This window comes from Actinotalea sp. JY-7885 (genome assembly GCF_014525465.1).
GTDB lineage: Bacteria > Actinomycetota > Actinomycetes > Actinomycetales > Cellulomonadaceae > Actinotalea.
The window spans coordinates 20,410-35,130 of the sequence record NZ_JACEXH010000010.1; the positions used below are offsets into that span (position 1 = coordinate 20,410).

The following is a 14,721-nucleotide window of genomic DNA, read 5'->3' on the forward strand; positions in this document are numbered from 1 at the left end:
TGCCGGTGTGGTCCTCACCGGCGGGCGGGGCGCCCTCACACCCCGCCCGGCCGGTGGCCGCGCTCCGGTGCCCCTCGCCCGGGGGCCCGCAGCGGTCTCAGCGAGACGCGACGACGGCGTCCCGCCAGGCCTCGAGCTCCTGCTTGTGGGCGTCGTAGAACGCCTGCTGGTGCTCGACGTTGATCTCGGCCTGCGTCCGCAGCATGTCGACGTCCTCGCGGCAGGTGTAGTCCGCCAGAGCGGTCTTCATCTCCTCCTCGGTGATGGCGCCGAGCTGCTCCTGGACCTGCTCCTCGACCGCCGCCCAGTCCTCCTCGGTGGTGTTCTCGTCGAACGACGCGCCCGCGTACACCTCGTCGTAGACCGCGTTGACCTTGTCGTAGATCGAGGTCTCCGCGTCCGTCGGCGCCGCGAAGCCGGGGTAGCCGGCGTCAGCCATGCAGGAGGCCCACTCCGCGTTCAGCTCGACCAGCTTCGGGTCGTTCTCGATCTCCATCCACATGGCTTCCATCTCGTCCTGCAGCGCCTCGAACTCCTCGCCGCCGACGCCGTTCTCGACGTCCACCTCGTGCTGCGCACGCCCCTGGCATCCGCCGGTCTCCCAGGTCCACTCGACCGGCTCGTCGCCCGTGCTCTCGACCGGCGGGCCCCAGAGCGCCTCGTTGTACGCCTGCACCTCGGTCTCGGACATGGCGCTGACGAGCTCGTCGTTGGGGTTGACCCACTCCTCTGCCCCGGGAGCCTCGGTGCCGTCGCCGTACGGGTTCGTGGTCGCGCCGTAGCCGTACTTCTCGGCGAACTCGAGGGTGCCCCACTCGACGTCGAGCTCCTCGCCCGGGTCGAAGCCGCCGCCCTGCGTCCAGTCGACGGGGATGTACTCGAAGCCCTGCTCCGCCATGCAGGCGGCGGTGCGCTCCTCGACATCCATCATCTGCTGGTTCATGGCCTCCTCGTTGTCGCCGCGGTACATCTCCTCGTACAGCTCGTCGATCGGGCCCTTCGGCAGGTCGGACGAGGAGGAGGCCCCACCGTCGTCGTCGTTGCCGCCGCCGCCACCACCACCGCCGCACGCGGCCAGGACGAGGAGGAGGGCGGCGCCCGCGGAGGCGGTCGCCGTGCGGTGCAGGGTGCTGGTCATGGGACGCCTCTCGAGGTGCGGTCGTGGTCGTGCGGTGCGAACGTATCCAGGCGCGTGCCTCGCGCAGATCGTCCTGCGGGATGACCTTGTGCGGCACCGACTCGGACGTCCGGATGAGCAGGCGGGTGCGGGCCGGCCCGCGGGTAGCACGCCGACGGGCGGGGCGCGCCGTCGCGCCCCGCCCGTCGGCCCTGCGGTCAGTCCCGCCCGGCGGGACCGCTCGCGGTCGCGAGCAGGAAGGCCGGGGCGGTGAGCCCCTCGGCCGCGAAGGCCTGCGCGACGGCGCGCGAGACGCGGTCGACGTCGCGCGTGCGTACGAGAGCGACCGCGGAGCCGCCGAAGCCGCCGCCGACCATGCGGCCGCCCAGCGCACCGGCGGCGGTGGCGGCCTCGACGGCGACGTCGAGCTCGCGGCAGCTCACCTCGTAGTCGTCGCGCAGCGACGCGTGGGCCGCGCTCAGGACGGGGCCGACCGCGTCGACGTCGCCCGCGTCGAGGAGCCGCTCCACCTCGCGGACGCGCTCGATCTCGGTCACGACGTGCCGCACCCGCCGGCGCACGACGTCGACGTCGTCCTCGCCGGTCGACGGGTCGAGCGAGCCGAGCGCCGCGAGCGCGGCGTCCAGGTCCGTGACCTCCCGGAGCGTGGCGACACCGAGGTGGGCGGCCGCGCGCTCGCACGCCGCGCGGCGCCGCGCGTACTGGCCGTCGGCGAGCTGGTGCTCGGCGCGCGTGTCGACCACGAGCAGGGTCAGCCCGTGGCGCTCCAGGTCGAGCGGGATGTGGCGCGTCGACCCGTCGCGGCAGTCCAGCAGGAGGGCGTGACCGGCACGGCAGCGCAGCGAGGCGGCCTGGTCCATGCCGCCCGTCGGCGCGCCCGCGATGTCGTTCTCGGCCCGGATGCACGCCTCGGCCAGGGCGGCGCGGCCGGCGTCGTCGCCGCCCAGCCCGAGCCCGTGGAGGTCGTCGAGCCCGACGGCCACCGCGCACTCGAGCGCGGCGGACGAGGACATCCCGGCGCCGTACGGCACGCACGAGTCGACGACGGCGTCGAAGCCGTCGACCGCGTGGCCCGCCTCGCGCAGCGCCCACGCGACGCCGACGACGTAGGCGGCCCAGCCGGGTACCGTGCCCGGCGCGACGTCGGCCAGGTCCATCGTGACGAGCCCGCCGTCGGCCTCCTGGGCCGACGCGAGGCGCACCGTGCCCGGCGCGAGGCCGGCGTCGGCCCGGCGCCGGCGCAGCGCGACGTAGGTGCGGTGCGGCAGGGCGATCGGCAGGCAGAGCCCGCCGTTGTAGTCGGTGTGCTCGCCGATGACGTTGACCCGCCCGGGTGCGGACCACACGCCGTCGGGCGCGGCGTCGAACCGCACCGTGAACGCGTCCGTCGCGCGCACGGCGGCCTGCGCCCGGTCCCACGCGACCAGCGGCTCGACGGCGCTCACGCCGCGACCTCCTGCAGGCGCGCGGCGATCCGCTCGGGCGTCGTGTCGCTGATCCAGGCGCCGACGCCCGACTCCACGCCGGCCAGGTACTTGAGCTTGCCGGGCGCGCGGAGCACCGAGAAGACCTGCAGGTGCAGGCGTCCCAGCTCGCGGCCCTCGCCGACGACGGCCTGGTGCCAGCCCGCGATGTAGGGCAGCGGGATGGCCCGGCCCGGCTCGCCGTCGGGCGCGTCCGGCTCGACGAAGAACCGGTCGAGCCGGCGCAGCAGCTCGAGGTAGGTGACCGCGAGGTCGTCGCGCTCGGCGCCCGTGAGGCCGGGCAGGTCGAGCACGTCGCGCTTCGGTGCGAGATGCACCTCGACGGGCCAGCGCGCGGCCGCCGGCACGTACGCGACCCAGTGCTCGGACTCCAGCACGACCCGCGTGCCCGCCCGCCGCTCCGCCGCGACGACGTCGTGCAGCAGGTGGCCGCCGGTGCGCTCGCGGTACGCGGCGGCCTGGCGCAGCATCGCCTGCGTGCGCGGCGCGACGAAGGGGAACGCGTAGATCTGCCCGTGCGGGTGGGGGAGCGTCACGCCGATCTCCTGGCCGCGGTTCTCGAAGCAGAAGACCTGCTCGATGCCGGGCAGGGCGCCGAGCTCGGCGGTGCGGTCGGCCCACGCCTCGACGATGGTGCGCACCCGCCGCGGTGTCAGGTCGGCGAAGGAGCTCGTGTGGTCGGCGCTGAAGCAGACCACCTCGCAGCGTCCGGCGGCCGGGGCCGCGGGCCACAACGGCTCGCCGTCGACGTCCCAGCCGTCCGCGCGCGTCAGGCCCGGCAGCTGCATCAGCGCGGGGAAGCGGTTCTCGAACACGACCACGTCGTAGTCCGTGTCCGGCACCTCGCCGTCCGAGTAGCCGGAGCCGTCGTCGGCGGTCCGTGCCGGGCACAGCGGGCAGGCGTCGGCGGCCGGCAGGAAGGTGCGGTTCATGCGGTGCGAGGCCATCGGGACCCACTCGCCCGTCAGCGGGTCGAGGCGCATCTCGGGGCCCTGAGGGCTCCCGCCCGGCTGGGCGGGGGCGAAGCGCTCGCCCAGCGGGCGGGGGTCGTCCAGGCGCCTCGTGGCGCCGCCCGAGACGTACGGCTCGGAGTCGTCGAAGTAGAGGAACGGGCGACCGTCGGCGAGCGTCGTCGCCGTCCTGCGGACGTGCGCGCGGTGGTCGTCGGTCGGGGTGCTGCCGGTCATGACTCTCCTGGTGGGCGCGCCGGGGCCGCGGACGGGCCGGTGCTCCGGTCGGGCGGCTGGGTGGCGCGGGGGGCGTCGTCGTCGTGGCCCGAGAGCTCGCGGCCGCCGGGTCCGCCGTCGTCGTACGTGGGGGCCAGGACGAGGCGGTCCACGCGCTCGCGCAGATCCGCGGCGGCCTCGTCGGGCAGGGCGTCGTCGCACACGAGCACCGCCACCTCGGACAGGTCGGCGATCCGGCTCAGGCCGACGGCGCCCCACTTGGAGGTGTCGGCGAGCACGACGGTGCGGGCCGCGGCCCGCACGAGCGCGCGGTCCGTGTCGGCCTCGAGGAGGTTCGGCGTGGTCAGCCCGGCGTCGAGGTCGACGCCGTGGACGCCGAGGAAGGCGACGTCGACGCGGAGCGTCTCGAGCGTGCGCAGAGCGATGGGTCCCACGAGCGCGTCCGACGGCGTCCGGGTGCCGCCGGTGAGGACGACCGTGAGCTCGCGGTCGTCGGGGCGGTGCAGCGCGTCGGCCGCGGGCAGCGAGTTGGTCACCACGGTCAGGGGCCGCAGCGCCGGGCTCGCGGCGATGAGCTCGGCGAGCGCGTGCGTCGTCGTGCCGGCCGAGAGCGCGACGGCGCTCCCCGGCTCGATCTCGGCCAGGGCCGCCCGTGCGATCGCGCGCTTCTGCGAGGCGGCGAGCTCACGCTTCGCGCCGAAGGCGGGCTCGTGGGCGGCCTGGCGTGCGTCGACGGCGCCGCCGTGGACCCGGTGCACGAGCCCGCGGCGCGCGAGCTCGGCGATGTCCCGGCGGATCGTCATGTCCGACACGTCGAGGCTCGCGACGAGGTCCGCCACCCGCACCGCCCCGGCGGTGCGGACGCGGGCGAGGATCAGGTCTTGCCGCTGCTGCGCAAGCATGTGAACAGTATCGGCCACGACCAAACAGAACACAACACGCCAGGCCCGAGCCGCACGCCGAGCCGCTGAGCCCGCCGCCTCCCACCCCTGCCCGCCGCGCCCCGCCCCGCCCCGCCCCGGCCCGCAGCCTCCCACCCCGGCCCCGCCCTGCGCGGATGTTCGGACGCGCACATCCGCGCGGATGGAGGTGAACGGAACGCCTCCAAGCGCACGGATGCGCGGGTCCGAACATGTGCGCGTCGGGGTGCGCGCGACGGCGTGGGCGGCGGCGCTGGCGGCGGTCGCCGTCGGGAGGGCCGGTCGGCGGTGGTCAGGGGGCGGCGGGTCGGCGGGTGGTCAGGAGGCGGCGGGTCGGCGGCGGTCGGCGGCGGTCCGGGTGGTCAACGGGTGACGGGGGAGAGGCCGAGCGATCGGCCCGCGAGCCCGCGCGAGCGGTGGGCGAGGGCGGAGGCGATGTCGCGCAGCACGCGGGCGCCGGGCGAGTCCGGGGAGGTCAGGACGACCGGGGTCCCGGCGTCGCCCGCCGCGCGGAGCTCGAGGTCCAGCGGGACCTGGCCGAGCAGGCGCACCGGCGCACCGGTCGCGCGCGTGAGGTTGTCCGCGACGGACTGCCCGCCGCCGGCGCCGAAGACCTCGACGCGCGTGCCGTCCGGCTGCTCGAGCCAGGACATGTTCTCGACGACGCCGACCAGCTGCTGGCGCGTCTGGAGCGCGATCGAGCCGGCGCGCTCAGCCACCTCGGCGGCGGCGGGCTGCGGCGTCGTGACGACGACGAGCTCGCTGGTCGGCAGCAGCTGCGCGACGGAGATCGCGATGTCACCGGTCCCCGGGGGGAGGTCCAGCAGGAGCACGTCCAGGTCGCCCCAGAAGACGTCGGCGAGGAACTGCTGCAGCGCGCGGTGGAGCATCGGCCCGCGCCACACCACGGGCTGGCCCGCCGGCACGAACATGCCGATCGAGATCACCTTCACGCCGTGCGCGACCGGCGGCAGGATCATGTCGTCGACCTTGGTCGGTGCCTGCGTGACGCCGAGCATCGCCGGGATCGAGAACCCGTAGACGTCCGCGTCGACGACGCCGACCTTGAGGCCCTGCTGCGCCATGGCGACCGCGAGGTTCGCGGTGACCGAGGACTTGCCCACGCCGCCCTTGCCGGACGCGATCGCGTAGACCCGCGTGAGGCTGTCCGGCTGGGCGAACGGGATGACCGGCTCGGCCGCGCCGCCGCGGAGCATGGAGCGCAGCTCGGCCCGCTGCTCCGCGCTCATCACGCCCAGATCCACCGTCACGGACGAGACCCCCTCGAGCGCCTGGACGGTGGCGGTCACGTCACGCGTGATGGTGTCGCGCATCGGGCACCCGGCGGTCGTGAGGTCCACGCCGACGACGACGGCGGCCGCGCCGTCCGCGGCGGGCGACAGCTCCACCGAGCGCACCATCCCGAGCTCGGTGATCGGGCGTCGGATCTCGGGGTCGATGACGCCGGCCAGAGCTGCGGTGACGGACTCGACGGTGGGAGCAGGCATGCCGTCCATCGTAGGTCGGAGCGCGTGCGCCCCGGGACGTCGCGGGCGGGCCGCCCGCGGCTCAGCGGCCGTCGGCCGGGACGTCCTCGGCGGGGTGCTCGCGGGCCTCGCGCTGCTCCTGCATCTCCTCGAGCAGGTTGCGCAGCTCGGAGCGGACGAAGTCGCGCGTCGCGACCTCGCCGAGCGCGATGCGCAGCGCCGCCATCTCGCGTGCCAGGTACTCGGTGTCGGCCAGCGAGCGCTCGGACCGCTGCCGGTCGTGCTCCAGCGCCACCCGGTCGCGGTCGTCCTGGCGGTTCTGCGCCAGCAGGATGAGCGGCGCCGCGTAGGAGGCCTGCACCGAGAAGAAGAGGTTGAGCAGGATGAACGGGTACGGGTCCCACTGCAGGCCCCACAGGGCCAAGACGTTCGTCGCGACCCACAGGATCACGAACACGGTCATGTAGACGAGGAAGCGTCCCGTCCCCATGAACCGGGCGAACCTCTCCGCGAGGCGCCCGACGGTGTCGGGGTCCATGGTCGGCCGCAGCGAGCGGCGCGGGATCTTCGGGGTGTCGAGCCGCTCAGCCACGCCCCGCCTCCCGCTGCTCGGTCATCGCCCGGTCGGTCTCCTCGGCATCGTTCTCGCGCCAGTCCTGCGGCAACAGGTGGTCCAGCACGTCGTCGACGCTGACGGCGCCGAGCAGCCGGCGCTCGTCGTCCACGACCGGCAGCGCGAGCAGGTTGTACGTCGCGAGCAGGCGCGTGAGCTGGCTCAGCGGCGCGTCCACGCCCACCCGCTCGATCTCCGCGTCGAGCAGGCCCCCGATGGGGTCGTGCGGCGCCTCGCGCAGGAGCCGCTGCAGGTGCACGACGCCGAGGAAGCGCCCCGTCGGCGTCTCGAGCGGCGGGCGGACGACGAAGACCATGGACGCCAGCGCGGGCGTGAGGTCCCGCCGGCGCACGTGGGCGAGCGCCGCGGCGATCGTCGTCTCGGGGCCGAGGACGACGGGCTCGGTGGTCATGAGACCGCCCGCGGTGTCGTCCTCGTAGGCGAGCAGGCGCCGCACGTCGCGGGCCTCCTCGGGCTCCATGAGCTCGAGGAGCTCCGTGGCCTGCTCCACGGGCAGCTCGCTGAGCAGGTCGGCCGCGTCGTCCGGCTGCATGACGTCCAGGACGTCGGCGGCCCGGCCGAGGCTCAGGGCCGACAGGATCGCGACCTGGTCGTCCTCCGGCAGCTCCTCGAGGACGTCCGCGAGCCGCTCGTCGTCGAGGGCCGCCGCGACCTCCATCCGGCGCACGGACCCGAGCGTGTGCATGACGTCGGCGAGGTCGGCGGGCTTGAGGTCCTCGTAGGAGGCCAGGAGCAGGTCGGCGCGCTGGGCGCCGCGCGGCGCGAGCGAGCGGACGTCGCCGACGTCGACCAGGAGGGTCTCGCCGCGCCGCCGGATGAGGGCGCCCTTGCCCGGGGGCTGGCGCCGGACGAACAGCTTGGTCAGGTGCCAGTCCCGCGAGCGCTGCTGCTCGATGGCGCAGTCCACCACGGTGGCCGAGCCGGAGCCGTCCGCCAGGTCCACGTGCCGGTCCAGCAGCTCGCCGATGACCAGGGTCTCGAACGGGCGCTGCTCGAAGCGCCGCAGGTTGAGCAGGCCGGTGATGATCACCTGACCGGAGTCGATGCTGGTGACGCGCGTGAGCGGCAGGAAGACGCGGCGGCGACCCGGCACCTCGACCACCAGGCCGACCGCGCGCGGCGCGCCCTTCGCGGCGAGCAGCACGACGACGTCGCGCACGCGCCCGACCTGGTCCCCGATCGGGTCGAAGACGCTGGTGCCGGCGAGGCGCGCGACGAAGACCCGGGTCACGGCGCTGCTCACGCCGTCAGACTAGTGGCCGGGGCCGCCGCGGGCCGGGGCGCGCCCCCTGGCCGTGCGACGCCTCCTGGGCGAGAATCGGCCCATGACGATGAACGGGACGTCCAGGGTGCCCGGTGTGCCGACGCTGCCCAAGGGGGAGCAGGTCGCGCGCTACCCGACCTACCTCGAGGCGCAGCGCGCCGTCGACCACCTCTCGGACAAGGAGTTCCCCGTCCAGAACGTCACGATCGTCGGGACGGACCTGCAGATGGTGGAGCGCGTGACGGGGCGCCTGACGTACCCGCGCGTCGCGCTCGCCGGCCTGGCGTCGGGCGCCTGGTTCGGCCTCTTCGTCGGCCTGCTGCTCTCGTTCTTCGCCAGCCCCGAGGGGGCCGTGCTCCCGCTGTTCCCGGCCATCGCGATCGGTGCCGCCTTCGGCATCCTCTTCTCGGTCATCTCCTACGCCCTCACGGGCGGCAAGCGCGACTTCACCTCGTCGAGCCAGATCGTCGCGTCGTCCTACTCGCTCCTGTGCGCGGGCGAGCAGGCGCACCGGGCGCGCGCCCTGCTCGGCGAGATCGGGGCGACCGTCGCCGGGGGCGTGCCGGGCGTGCCGCAGCAGGCGCCGGTCACCGCGCCGCCGCAGGCCCCGTACCCGCAGGCCGTCCCGCCGCAGACCCAGGTCCCGCCGCAGGCCGCGCCTCAGGACCCCTACCCGCCCCAGCAGCCGGCGCCGGGGCAGGCGCCCTACCCGCCCCAGCAGCCGCCCGCCGGCCCGCAGTCCTGATCCGGTCCTGATCCGGTCCTGATCCGGGCGGTCAGGCCTCGATCAGGCTCCGCATCCACGCCTCGACGTCGTCGGGACGCCGCGGCAGGGCCGCCGAGAGGTTCTCGTTGCCGTCGGCGGTGATGAGCACGTCGTCCTCGATGCGCACGCCGATGCCCCGCAGCTCCTCCGGCACGGCCAGGTCGTCCGCCTTGAAGTACAGGCCCGGCTCGATCGTGAACACCATGCCGGGCTCGAGGACCGCGTCGAGGTAGAGCTCGCGGCGTGCCTGGGCGCAGTCGTGCACGTCGAGGCCGAGGTGGTGGCTCGTGCCGTGCACCATCCAGCGGCGGTGGAACTGGCCCTCGGGCGCGAGCGACTCCTCGACAGTCCCCGGCAGCAGGCCCCACTCGCCGAGGCGTGCTGCGATCACCTCCATCGCGGCCGCGTGCACGTCGCGGAACCGGCTGCCCGGCCGCGCGACGGCGAAGGCGGCGTCGGCCGCGTCGAGGACCGCCTGGTAGACGCGGCGCTGGACGTCGGTGAAGGTGCCGTCGACCGGCAGCGTGCGCGTGATGTCGGCCGTGTAGAGCGAGTCGACCTCCACACCGGCGTCCACGAGGACCATCTCCCCCCGGCGGACGCGGCCGTCGTTGCGGATCCAGTGCAGCGTCGTCGCGTGGTCGCCCGCGGCGGCGATCGTCTCGTACCCGACCGTGTTCCCCGCCTCGCGCGCGTGGCCGTCGAACGTCGCCTCGATGACGCGCTCGCCCCGCGCGTGCCCCACGGCCCGACCCAGGTTCCGCACGACGCGCGCGAACCCCTCGATCGTCGCCGCGACCGCCGCGCGCATCTGCTCGACCTCGTACTCGTCCTTGAGCAGGCGCAGCTCGCTCAGGGCCTCCGCCAGCTCGGCGTCGAGGGCGTCGCGGTCGTCCGCCGCATGCTCGCGCACCCCGTCCACCAGCGCGGTCACGGCGTCGTCGGCGCCGGGCACCACGCGCACGCGCACGCCGTCCTCGCCGACGTCCTTGGCCAGAGCGGCGGCGAGCTCGTCGAGGTTCGCCGTCGTCAGGCCGGTGAGGACCGCGAGGTCGGACAGGGAGGGGCGGGCGCCGACCCAGAACTCGCCGTAGCGGGAGTCGGCGAAGAACTCCTGCGTGTCGCGCCCGGACGCCGGGCGGAAGTAGAGGACCGCCTCGTGGCCGGCGTCGACCGGGTGCAGCACGAGCACGGCGTCGGGCTCCTGGTCCGTGCCCAGCCCCGTGAGGTGCGCGAAGGCGGAGTGCGGCCGGAAGCGGTAGTCCGTGTCGTTGGAGCGCGTCTTCAGCGGGCCGGCGGGCACGACGAGGCGCTCGCCCGGGAAGAGCGCCGAGATCGCGGCGCGGCGTGCCGCGGCCCACGAGGCCGACGGCAGCGGTCCGGCGGGGCCTTCCGGGCGGTCCGCCCACCGGTCGGCGACGAACGCGAGGAACGCCTCCGACGTCGGGCGCTGCGACCGGTTGGAGCCGCGGTCGGCGAGGGGCTGCTCGGTCGTCCCGGGCTCCGCGGCAGGGTCGGGCGACGTCGCCGTCGGCGGCGCGGGAGCGAGCGCCCCGGCGGCCGCCGGGTCGGACGCGCTGTGCTGGTCGGTGCGGTGCTGGTCTGCCATGCACCCATGCTCGCACTGCCGGGACCCTCGGCGGCAGGTGCGGTCCCGCGCGCACCTATCCTTGTCCGGTGCGCATCGACCTCCACACCCACTCGGTGGCGTCGGACGGTACGGACGCACCGGGCGAGCTCGTCGCGGCGGCGGCCGCGGCCGGGCTCGACGTCGTCGCGCTGACGGACCACGACACGACCCGCGGGTGGGCCGAGGCCGAGGCCGCGGTGCCGCGCCACGGGGTCGCCCTGGTCCGCGGGGCGGAGGTCTCGTGCCTCGTCGACGGCCGGATGAGCGTCCACCTCCTGAGCTACCTGCACGACCCCACCCACCCCGGCCTCCTCGCGGAGGCGGAGCGCACGCGCGAGGCGCGGCTCCAGCGGGCCCGGGCGATGGTGGACCTGATCGCGGCGGACCTCGACCTCACCTGGGACGACGTCGAGGCCCAGACCGTGCCGGGCACGACCGTCGGCCGTCCCCACATCGCCGACGCGCTCGCCGCCAAGGGGCACGTGCCCGACCGCTCGGCCGCGTTCGCCACGGTGCTCGCCGTCGGCTCGCCCTACTACGTGCCGCACTACGCGCCCGACGCGGAGACGGCCGTGCGTCTCGTGCGCGCCGCGGGCGGCGTCCCCGTGCTGGCCCACCCCGGCGCCCACGTGCGCGGTCGCATCCTCAGCGACGACGCGATCGGTCGGCTCGTCGATGCCGGTCTGCTCGGGCTCGAGGTCGACCACCGGGACCACGACGAGTCCCAGCGGCGTCGGCTCGCCGGGATCGCGGCCGACGCCGGTCTGCTGGTCACGGGGTCGAGCGACTACCACGGGGCCGGGAAGCCGAACCTCCTCGGGGAGTTCACGACGTCGCCCGAGGTGCTCGAGGCGATCGAGGCCCGCGGTCTGCTGCCCGTGGTCCGCCCGTGAGCGCCGTCGTCGACGGGCAGCTGCTCGCCTCGGCGTTCATCACCCTCTTCGTCATCATGGACCCGCCCGGCACCGTGCCGATCTTCCTCGGGCTCACCGGGACGATGACCCGGCACCAGCGGAACCGGGCGGCCCGGCAGGCGATCCTCGTCGCGTTCGGCGTCATCGTCTCGTTCGCGCTGTTCGGCCAGCAGCTCCTCGCCTACATGCACATCTCGCTGCCCGCGCTGCAGGCGTCCGGCGGGCTGCTGCTGCTCCTCGTGGCCATGGAGCTCCTCACGGGCAAGTCCGAGGAGCCGCAGCCCTCCGGCAACCAGGGCGTCAACGTCGCGCTCGTGCCGCTCGGCACCCCCCTGCTCGCCGGCCCCGGCGCGATCGTCGCGACCATGGTCTTCGTCCAGGGGGCGCGCGAGCCGGCGGACTGGGTGGCGATCGGGCTCGCCGTCGTCGGCGTCCACGTGTGCCTGTGGCTCTCGATGCGCTTCGCGGGCGTCATCCAGCGAGTCCTCAAGGACAGCGGGGTCACGCTCGTGACCCGGATCGCCGGTCTGCTGCTCGCGGCGATCGCCGTGCAGCTCATGGCCGACGCGATCCGCGCGTTCGTCGAAGCGGGGTAAGGGCTCGGTCGGGGTTCGGGCGTGGTGCCTGGTTCGGGCGTCGTGCGTCGTTCGCGCGGCGCGGGCAGGTGACGCGGATCGGCCGCTGCCCGGCGGTGCCACCGGCGCGGGGTCGTGTCGGTGGTCGCCCGTAGTGTGCCGGTATGTCCAGGTCGCGGGTTGTCGGTGGTGCGGCCGGTGCGCCGCGCCCCGGTGGTGCCGGTGGTGGCCGCGAGGTGGATCCGCAGGTGGAGGCGTGGGTGTGGGCGGTGTGTCACGCGGTCGCGGCGGAGCTCGCCGAGGCGGCGCCGGGCGTGGGGTTGGCCGAGCGGTTGGCGGGGTTGGAGCCGGCCGACGTCGACGAGGCGGGCCTGGTGGAGGCGCTCGCCGCGTGGGAGCGGGTGGTCTCGTGGGCGGTCGCCGGGCAGGCTCGGGTGATCGCCGAGCTGGCCTCACGTGAGCGCGGTGCGCGCGGGGAGTTCCTGGCCGAGGAGGTCGCGGTGGCGTTGTCGGTGACGCGCCGCGTCGCGGAGGAGAAGGTCGCCTTGGCCGTGGGCCTGGGCCGGATCCCCGCGGCCGCGGACGCGCTGGCGGGTGGCCAGGTCGACGTGCGGCGGGCGACGGTGCTGTGCGAGGAGCTCGCGCACGTGCCCGACGAGGTGGCGCAGGACGTGGCCGCGGCGGTGCTGCCCGGTGCGGGCTCGTGCACCGCCCCGCAGCTGCGGGGCCGGCTGCGGCGCCTGGAGCTGTGCCGCGATCCCGACGGTGCGCACAAGCGCCATGTCCGGGCGCGCGAGCAGCGGCGAGTCGAGCTGCACCCGGCGCCGGATGCGATGGCGTGGTTGAGCGCGTACCTGCCCGCCGACGAGGCGGTGGCGATCCACACCGGCCTGACCGCCCTGGCGGGGGACGCGTCGCCGGGCGATGCGCGGACGCTGGACCAGCGCCGCGCCGACGCGCTGGTGGACGTGACCACGCGCTGGTTGGACGCCGGGGTCCACCCCGACGGGACGCCGTTGCCGGTGCGGCAGGGTCGCCGCCCCCACCTGGCGGTGACCGCCTCGGCGGCCACGCTGCTGGGGCTCAGCCACGAGCCGGGCGAGCTCGCCGGGTACGGGCCGATCCCACCGCAGATGGCCCGGCGGATCGCCGCCCGCTCGACGTGGGAGCCGTTGCTGACCGACGCGTGGAGCGGTGCGCCGCTGGCCCGTTCGACGCGCCGCTACACCCCGACCCAGGCGCAACGCGACGTGGTGGTGCTGCGGGATGTGACGTGCACCTTCCCTGGGTGCCGGATGCCCGCCGCGCGCTGCGATATCGACCATGTTGTGCCCTACCGCCCCGACGACGAGCAGCGGGGGACGGGTGAGGCGCCCGATCCGGGCGTTGGTCCGGACCCGCAGGCTCGCGAGGGTGAACGCGACCAGACCAGCGTGGCGAACCTGCAGGCCTTGTGCCGCCACCACCACCGGGCCAAGACCCACGCCGGGTGGACACCGCACCGCGAGGCCGACGGCACGACCCTGTGGCGCTCACCCACCGGCCGGATCTACCCCCGCGCGCCCGAGCACGCACCGCCACCGGTCCCACCGCGACCACCCAGCGATTACGACGAGCGCATCGACCTCTACCCACCCCCACCCTTCTGAGCAGCACCCTCTGAGCAGCGGGGTATCGGCTCGCGGCACGACCTGGCGGCGGCCCAGCGGTGCGCAGGGACGCCGGAGTGGTGCGCGGGGAGCCGCGAAGACGCCGGAGCGGTGCGAGGCGGGCCGGAGTCGTGGGCGGGGATGGGTCCGCGCGCTGGTTCAGGCCGGCGGGAGGCGTACCCCGGCGTGCCGGAGCTCCAGGGCGGCGAGCGCGCGGACGACGGTCTCGTCGCCGCGGCGCCAGTCGCCGGCGGGGTCGTCGCTCACCCGGCTCAGCGTCGTCAGGGGAGCGCGGGCGAGCGCACGCAGGGCGAACAGGTCGAGGTCGGTCCCGGCGGCGACGAGGCGACGCGCGCTCGCCGAGCGACGGGCGAAGCGGACGCGGAGCGCGACCCACGTGCCGGCCACGAGGAGCACCGGCCACAGCGCGACCGACCACCCGGCGAGGACCGCGGCCTGCGCGACGCCCTCCTGCAGGTCGACGCCCGCCTGCGTCAGCGTGCCGGCGGCGTCCCCGGCGGCGTCGAGCGGGGCGCGGAGCTCGTCACCGATCAGCGGCACCTCGGCGACGCCGTCGCCCGCCCCCCGCAGACCCTGCTCGAGCGACGTCCCGGCATCCGCCATGGTCCGGCCGGGCGCCGCCAGCGCCGCCACGAGGTCGTGGACGACCACGCCCGCCCAGATCCAGGCGGCCACCCAGGCGACCACCGCCGCGTCACCGATCAGCTGTCGCGTGCGTCGGGCCGGGTGCTCCGCGTAGAGGCTCATGCCCCGATCCTGCCGGGAACCGGCGCGGTCAGGTGACCGACGGCGCCGTGGAGCGCGCCGGCAGTACGGCCCGGGACGACGAGACCCCCGAGCCTCGCGGCCCGGGGGTCTGGTCGATCGGTGCTCAGCCCTCGCTGGGGCCGGCTGCGCTCGTCGTCGCCTCGGAGCCGGTCCCCGGGCGCCCGCCGCGCGTCCGACGGCGGTTGCGGGAGCGCTTGCGCGCTGCCTCGCCGCCCTCGCTCGGGGCACCGCCGCCGGCCTCGGTCACGTCGGCGGCTGCGCCGTCCGTGCGCGGGGCGTGCTCG

Annotated in this window: 14 protein-coding genes; 4 read left to right on the forward strand and 10 right to left on the reverse strand. The window is 75.4% G+C overall.

Translation table 11 applies throughout. The annotated features are described in order from the left end of the window. Positions 1-97: 97 nt before the first annotated feature. The 7 genes from IDM29_RS02220 to IDM29_RS02250 form a co-directional block, all read right to left on the reverse strand. A complete protein-coding gene (locus IDM29_RS02220) occupies positions 98-1,138 on the reverse strand; it encodes a hypothetical protein (protein WP_182111922.1) in 1,041 nt (346 codons plus the stop codon). A 197-nt stretch (positions 1,139-1,335) separates the two neighbouring features. After that, positions 1,336-2,583, reverse strand: a complete 1,248-nt coding sequence (gene galK / locus IDM29_RS02225) for a galactokinase (RefSeq protein WP_182111921.1) — start codon at positions 2,581-2,583, stop codon at positions 1,336-1,338. Further along, positions 2,580-3,809: a galactose-1-phosphate uridylyltransferase gene (gene galT, locus IDM29_RS02230; RefSeq protein WP_182111920.1), complete on the reverse strand. Its 1,230-nt coding sequence runs from the start codon at positions 3,807-3,809 to the stop codon at positions 2,580-2,582. The genes galK and galT overlap by 4 nt, the downstream gene beginning before the upstream one ends. Then, on the reverse strand, positions 3,806-4,711 hold the full coding sequence (locus IDM29_RS02235) for a DeoR/GlpR family DNA-binding transcription regulator (RefSeq protein WP_182111919.1): 906 nt from the start codon (positions 4,709-4,711) through the stop codon (positions 3,806-3,808). Before IDM29_RS02235 ends, galT begins: the two co-directional genes overlap by 4 nt. A 380-nt stretch (positions 4,712-5,091) precedes the next feature. After that, positions 5,092-6,246, reverse strand: a complete 1,155-nt coding sequence (locus IDM29_RS02240) for an Mrp/NBP35 family ATP-binding protein (RefSeq protein ID WP_182111918.1) — start codon at positions 6,244-6,246, stop codon at positions 5,092-5,094. Positions 6,247-6,298: 52 nt separating this feature from the next. Then, the gene (locus IDM29_RS02245; protein ID WP_220457963.1) at positions 6,299-6,808 is read right to left on the reverse strand and encodes a DUF1003 domain-containing protein; all 510 of its coding nucleotides are present in this window, start codon (positions 6,806-6,808) and stop codon (positions 6,299-6,301) included. Then, positions 6,801-8,093 carry a magnesium transporter MgtE N-terminal domain-containing protein gene (locus IDM29_RS02250; protein WP_182111917.1) on the reverse strand — a complete coding sequence of 431 codons (1,293 nt, stop codon included), beginning with the start codon at positions 8,091-8,093 and terminating at the stop codon, positions 6,801-6,803. The genes IDM29_RS02245 and IDM29_RS02250 overlap by 8 nt, the downstream gene beginning before the upstream one ends. A gap of 82 nt (positions 8,094-8,175) precedes the next feature. On the opposite strand from IDM29_RS02250, the gene IDM29_RS02255 reads away from it, so the two are divergent. Next, positions 8,176-8,859, forward strand: coding sequence for a general stress protein (locus IDM29_RS02255; protein WP_182111916.1), 684 nt, complete (start codon positions 8,176-8,178; stop codon positions 8,857-8,859). 31 nt (positions 8,860-8,890) lie between these two features. Here IDM29_RS02255 and IDM29_RS02260 read toward each other — a convergent pair whose 3' ends face one another. After that, a complete protein-coding gene (locus IDM29_RS02260) occupies positions 8,891-10,489 on the reverse strand; it encodes an aminopeptidase P family protein (RefSeq protein WP_188037153.1) in 1,599 nt (532 codons plus the stop codon). Between the two features lie 68 nt (positions 10,490-10,557). On the opposite strand from IDM29_RS02260, the gene IDM29_RS02265 reads away from it, so the two are divergent. The 3 genes from IDM29_RS02265 to IDM29_RS02275 all read left to right on the forward strand — a co-directional run bounded on the left by IDM29_RS02265 (position 10,558) and on the right by IDM29_RS02275 (position 13,648). Then, a complete protein-coding gene (locus IDM29_RS02265) occupies positions 10,558-11,403 on the forward strand; it encodes a PHP domain-containing protein (protein ID WP_182111914.1) in 846 nt (281 codons plus the stop codon). After that, positions 11,400-12,020, forward strand: coding sequence for a MarC family protein (locus IDM29_RS02270; protein ID WP_182111913.1), 621 nt, complete (start codon positions 11,400-11,402; stop codon positions 12,018-12,020). Before IDM29_RS02265 ends, IDM29_RS02270 begins: the two co-directional genes overlap by 4 nt. 215 nt (positions 12,021-12,235) lie before the next feature. Then, the gene (locus IDM29_RS02275; protein WP_182111912.1) at positions 12,236-13,648 is read left to right on the forward strand and encodes an HNH endonuclease signature motif containing protein; all 1,413 of its coding nucleotides are present in this window, start codon (positions 12,236-12,238) and stop codon (positions 13,646-13,648) included. 159 nt (positions 13,649-13,807) lie between these two features. On the opposite strand, the gene IDM29_RS02280 is transcribed toward IDM29_RS02275, so the two are convergent. Both IDM29_RS02280 and IDM29_RS16965 read right to left on the reverse strand, forming a co-directional pair. Next, positions 13,808-14,416, reverse strand: coding sequence for a hypothetical protein (locus IDM29_RS02280; RefSeq protein ID WP_182111911.1), 609 nt, complete (start codon positions 14,414-14,416; stop codon positions 13,808-13,810). A gap of 124 nt (positions 14,417-14,540) precedes the next feature. Further along, the coding region (locus IDM29_RS16965) for a hypothetical protein (protein WP_223147863.1) at positions 14,541-14,721 on the reverse strand (181 nt) is incomplete at its 5' end.

Excerpts from the sequence above, each read along its gene's own strand:
- IDM29_RS02220 (WP_182111922.1), bottom strand. The coding sequence starts at position 1,138 with ATGACCAGCACCCTGCACCGCACGGCGACCGCCTCCGCGGGCGCCGCC.
- galT (WP_182111920.1), bottom strand. The coding sequence starts at position 3,809 with ATGACCGGCAGCACCCCGACCGACGACCACCGCGCGCACGTCCGCAGG.
- IDM29_RS02235 (WP_182111919.1), bottom strand. The coding sequence starts at position 4,711 with ATGCTTGCGCAGCAGCGGCAAGACCTGATCCTCGCCCGCGTCCGCACC.
- IDM29_RS02240 (WP_182111918.1), bottom strand. The coding sequence starts at position 6,246 with ATGGACGGCATGCCTGCTCCCACCGTCGAGTCCGTCACCGCAGCTCTG.
- IDM29_RS02255 (WP_182111916.1), top strand. The coding sequence starts at position 8,176 with ATGACGATGAACGGGACGTCCAGGGTGCCCGGTGTGCCGACGCTGCCC.
- IDM29_RS02260 (WP_188037153.1), bottom strand. The coding sequence starts at position 10,489 with ATGGCAGACCAGCACCGCACCGACCAGCACAGCGCGTCCGACCCGGCG.
- IDM29_RS02280 (WP_182111911.1), bottom strand. The coding sequence starts at position 14,416 with ATGAGCCTCTACGCGGAGCACCCGGCCCGACGCACGCGACAGCTGATC.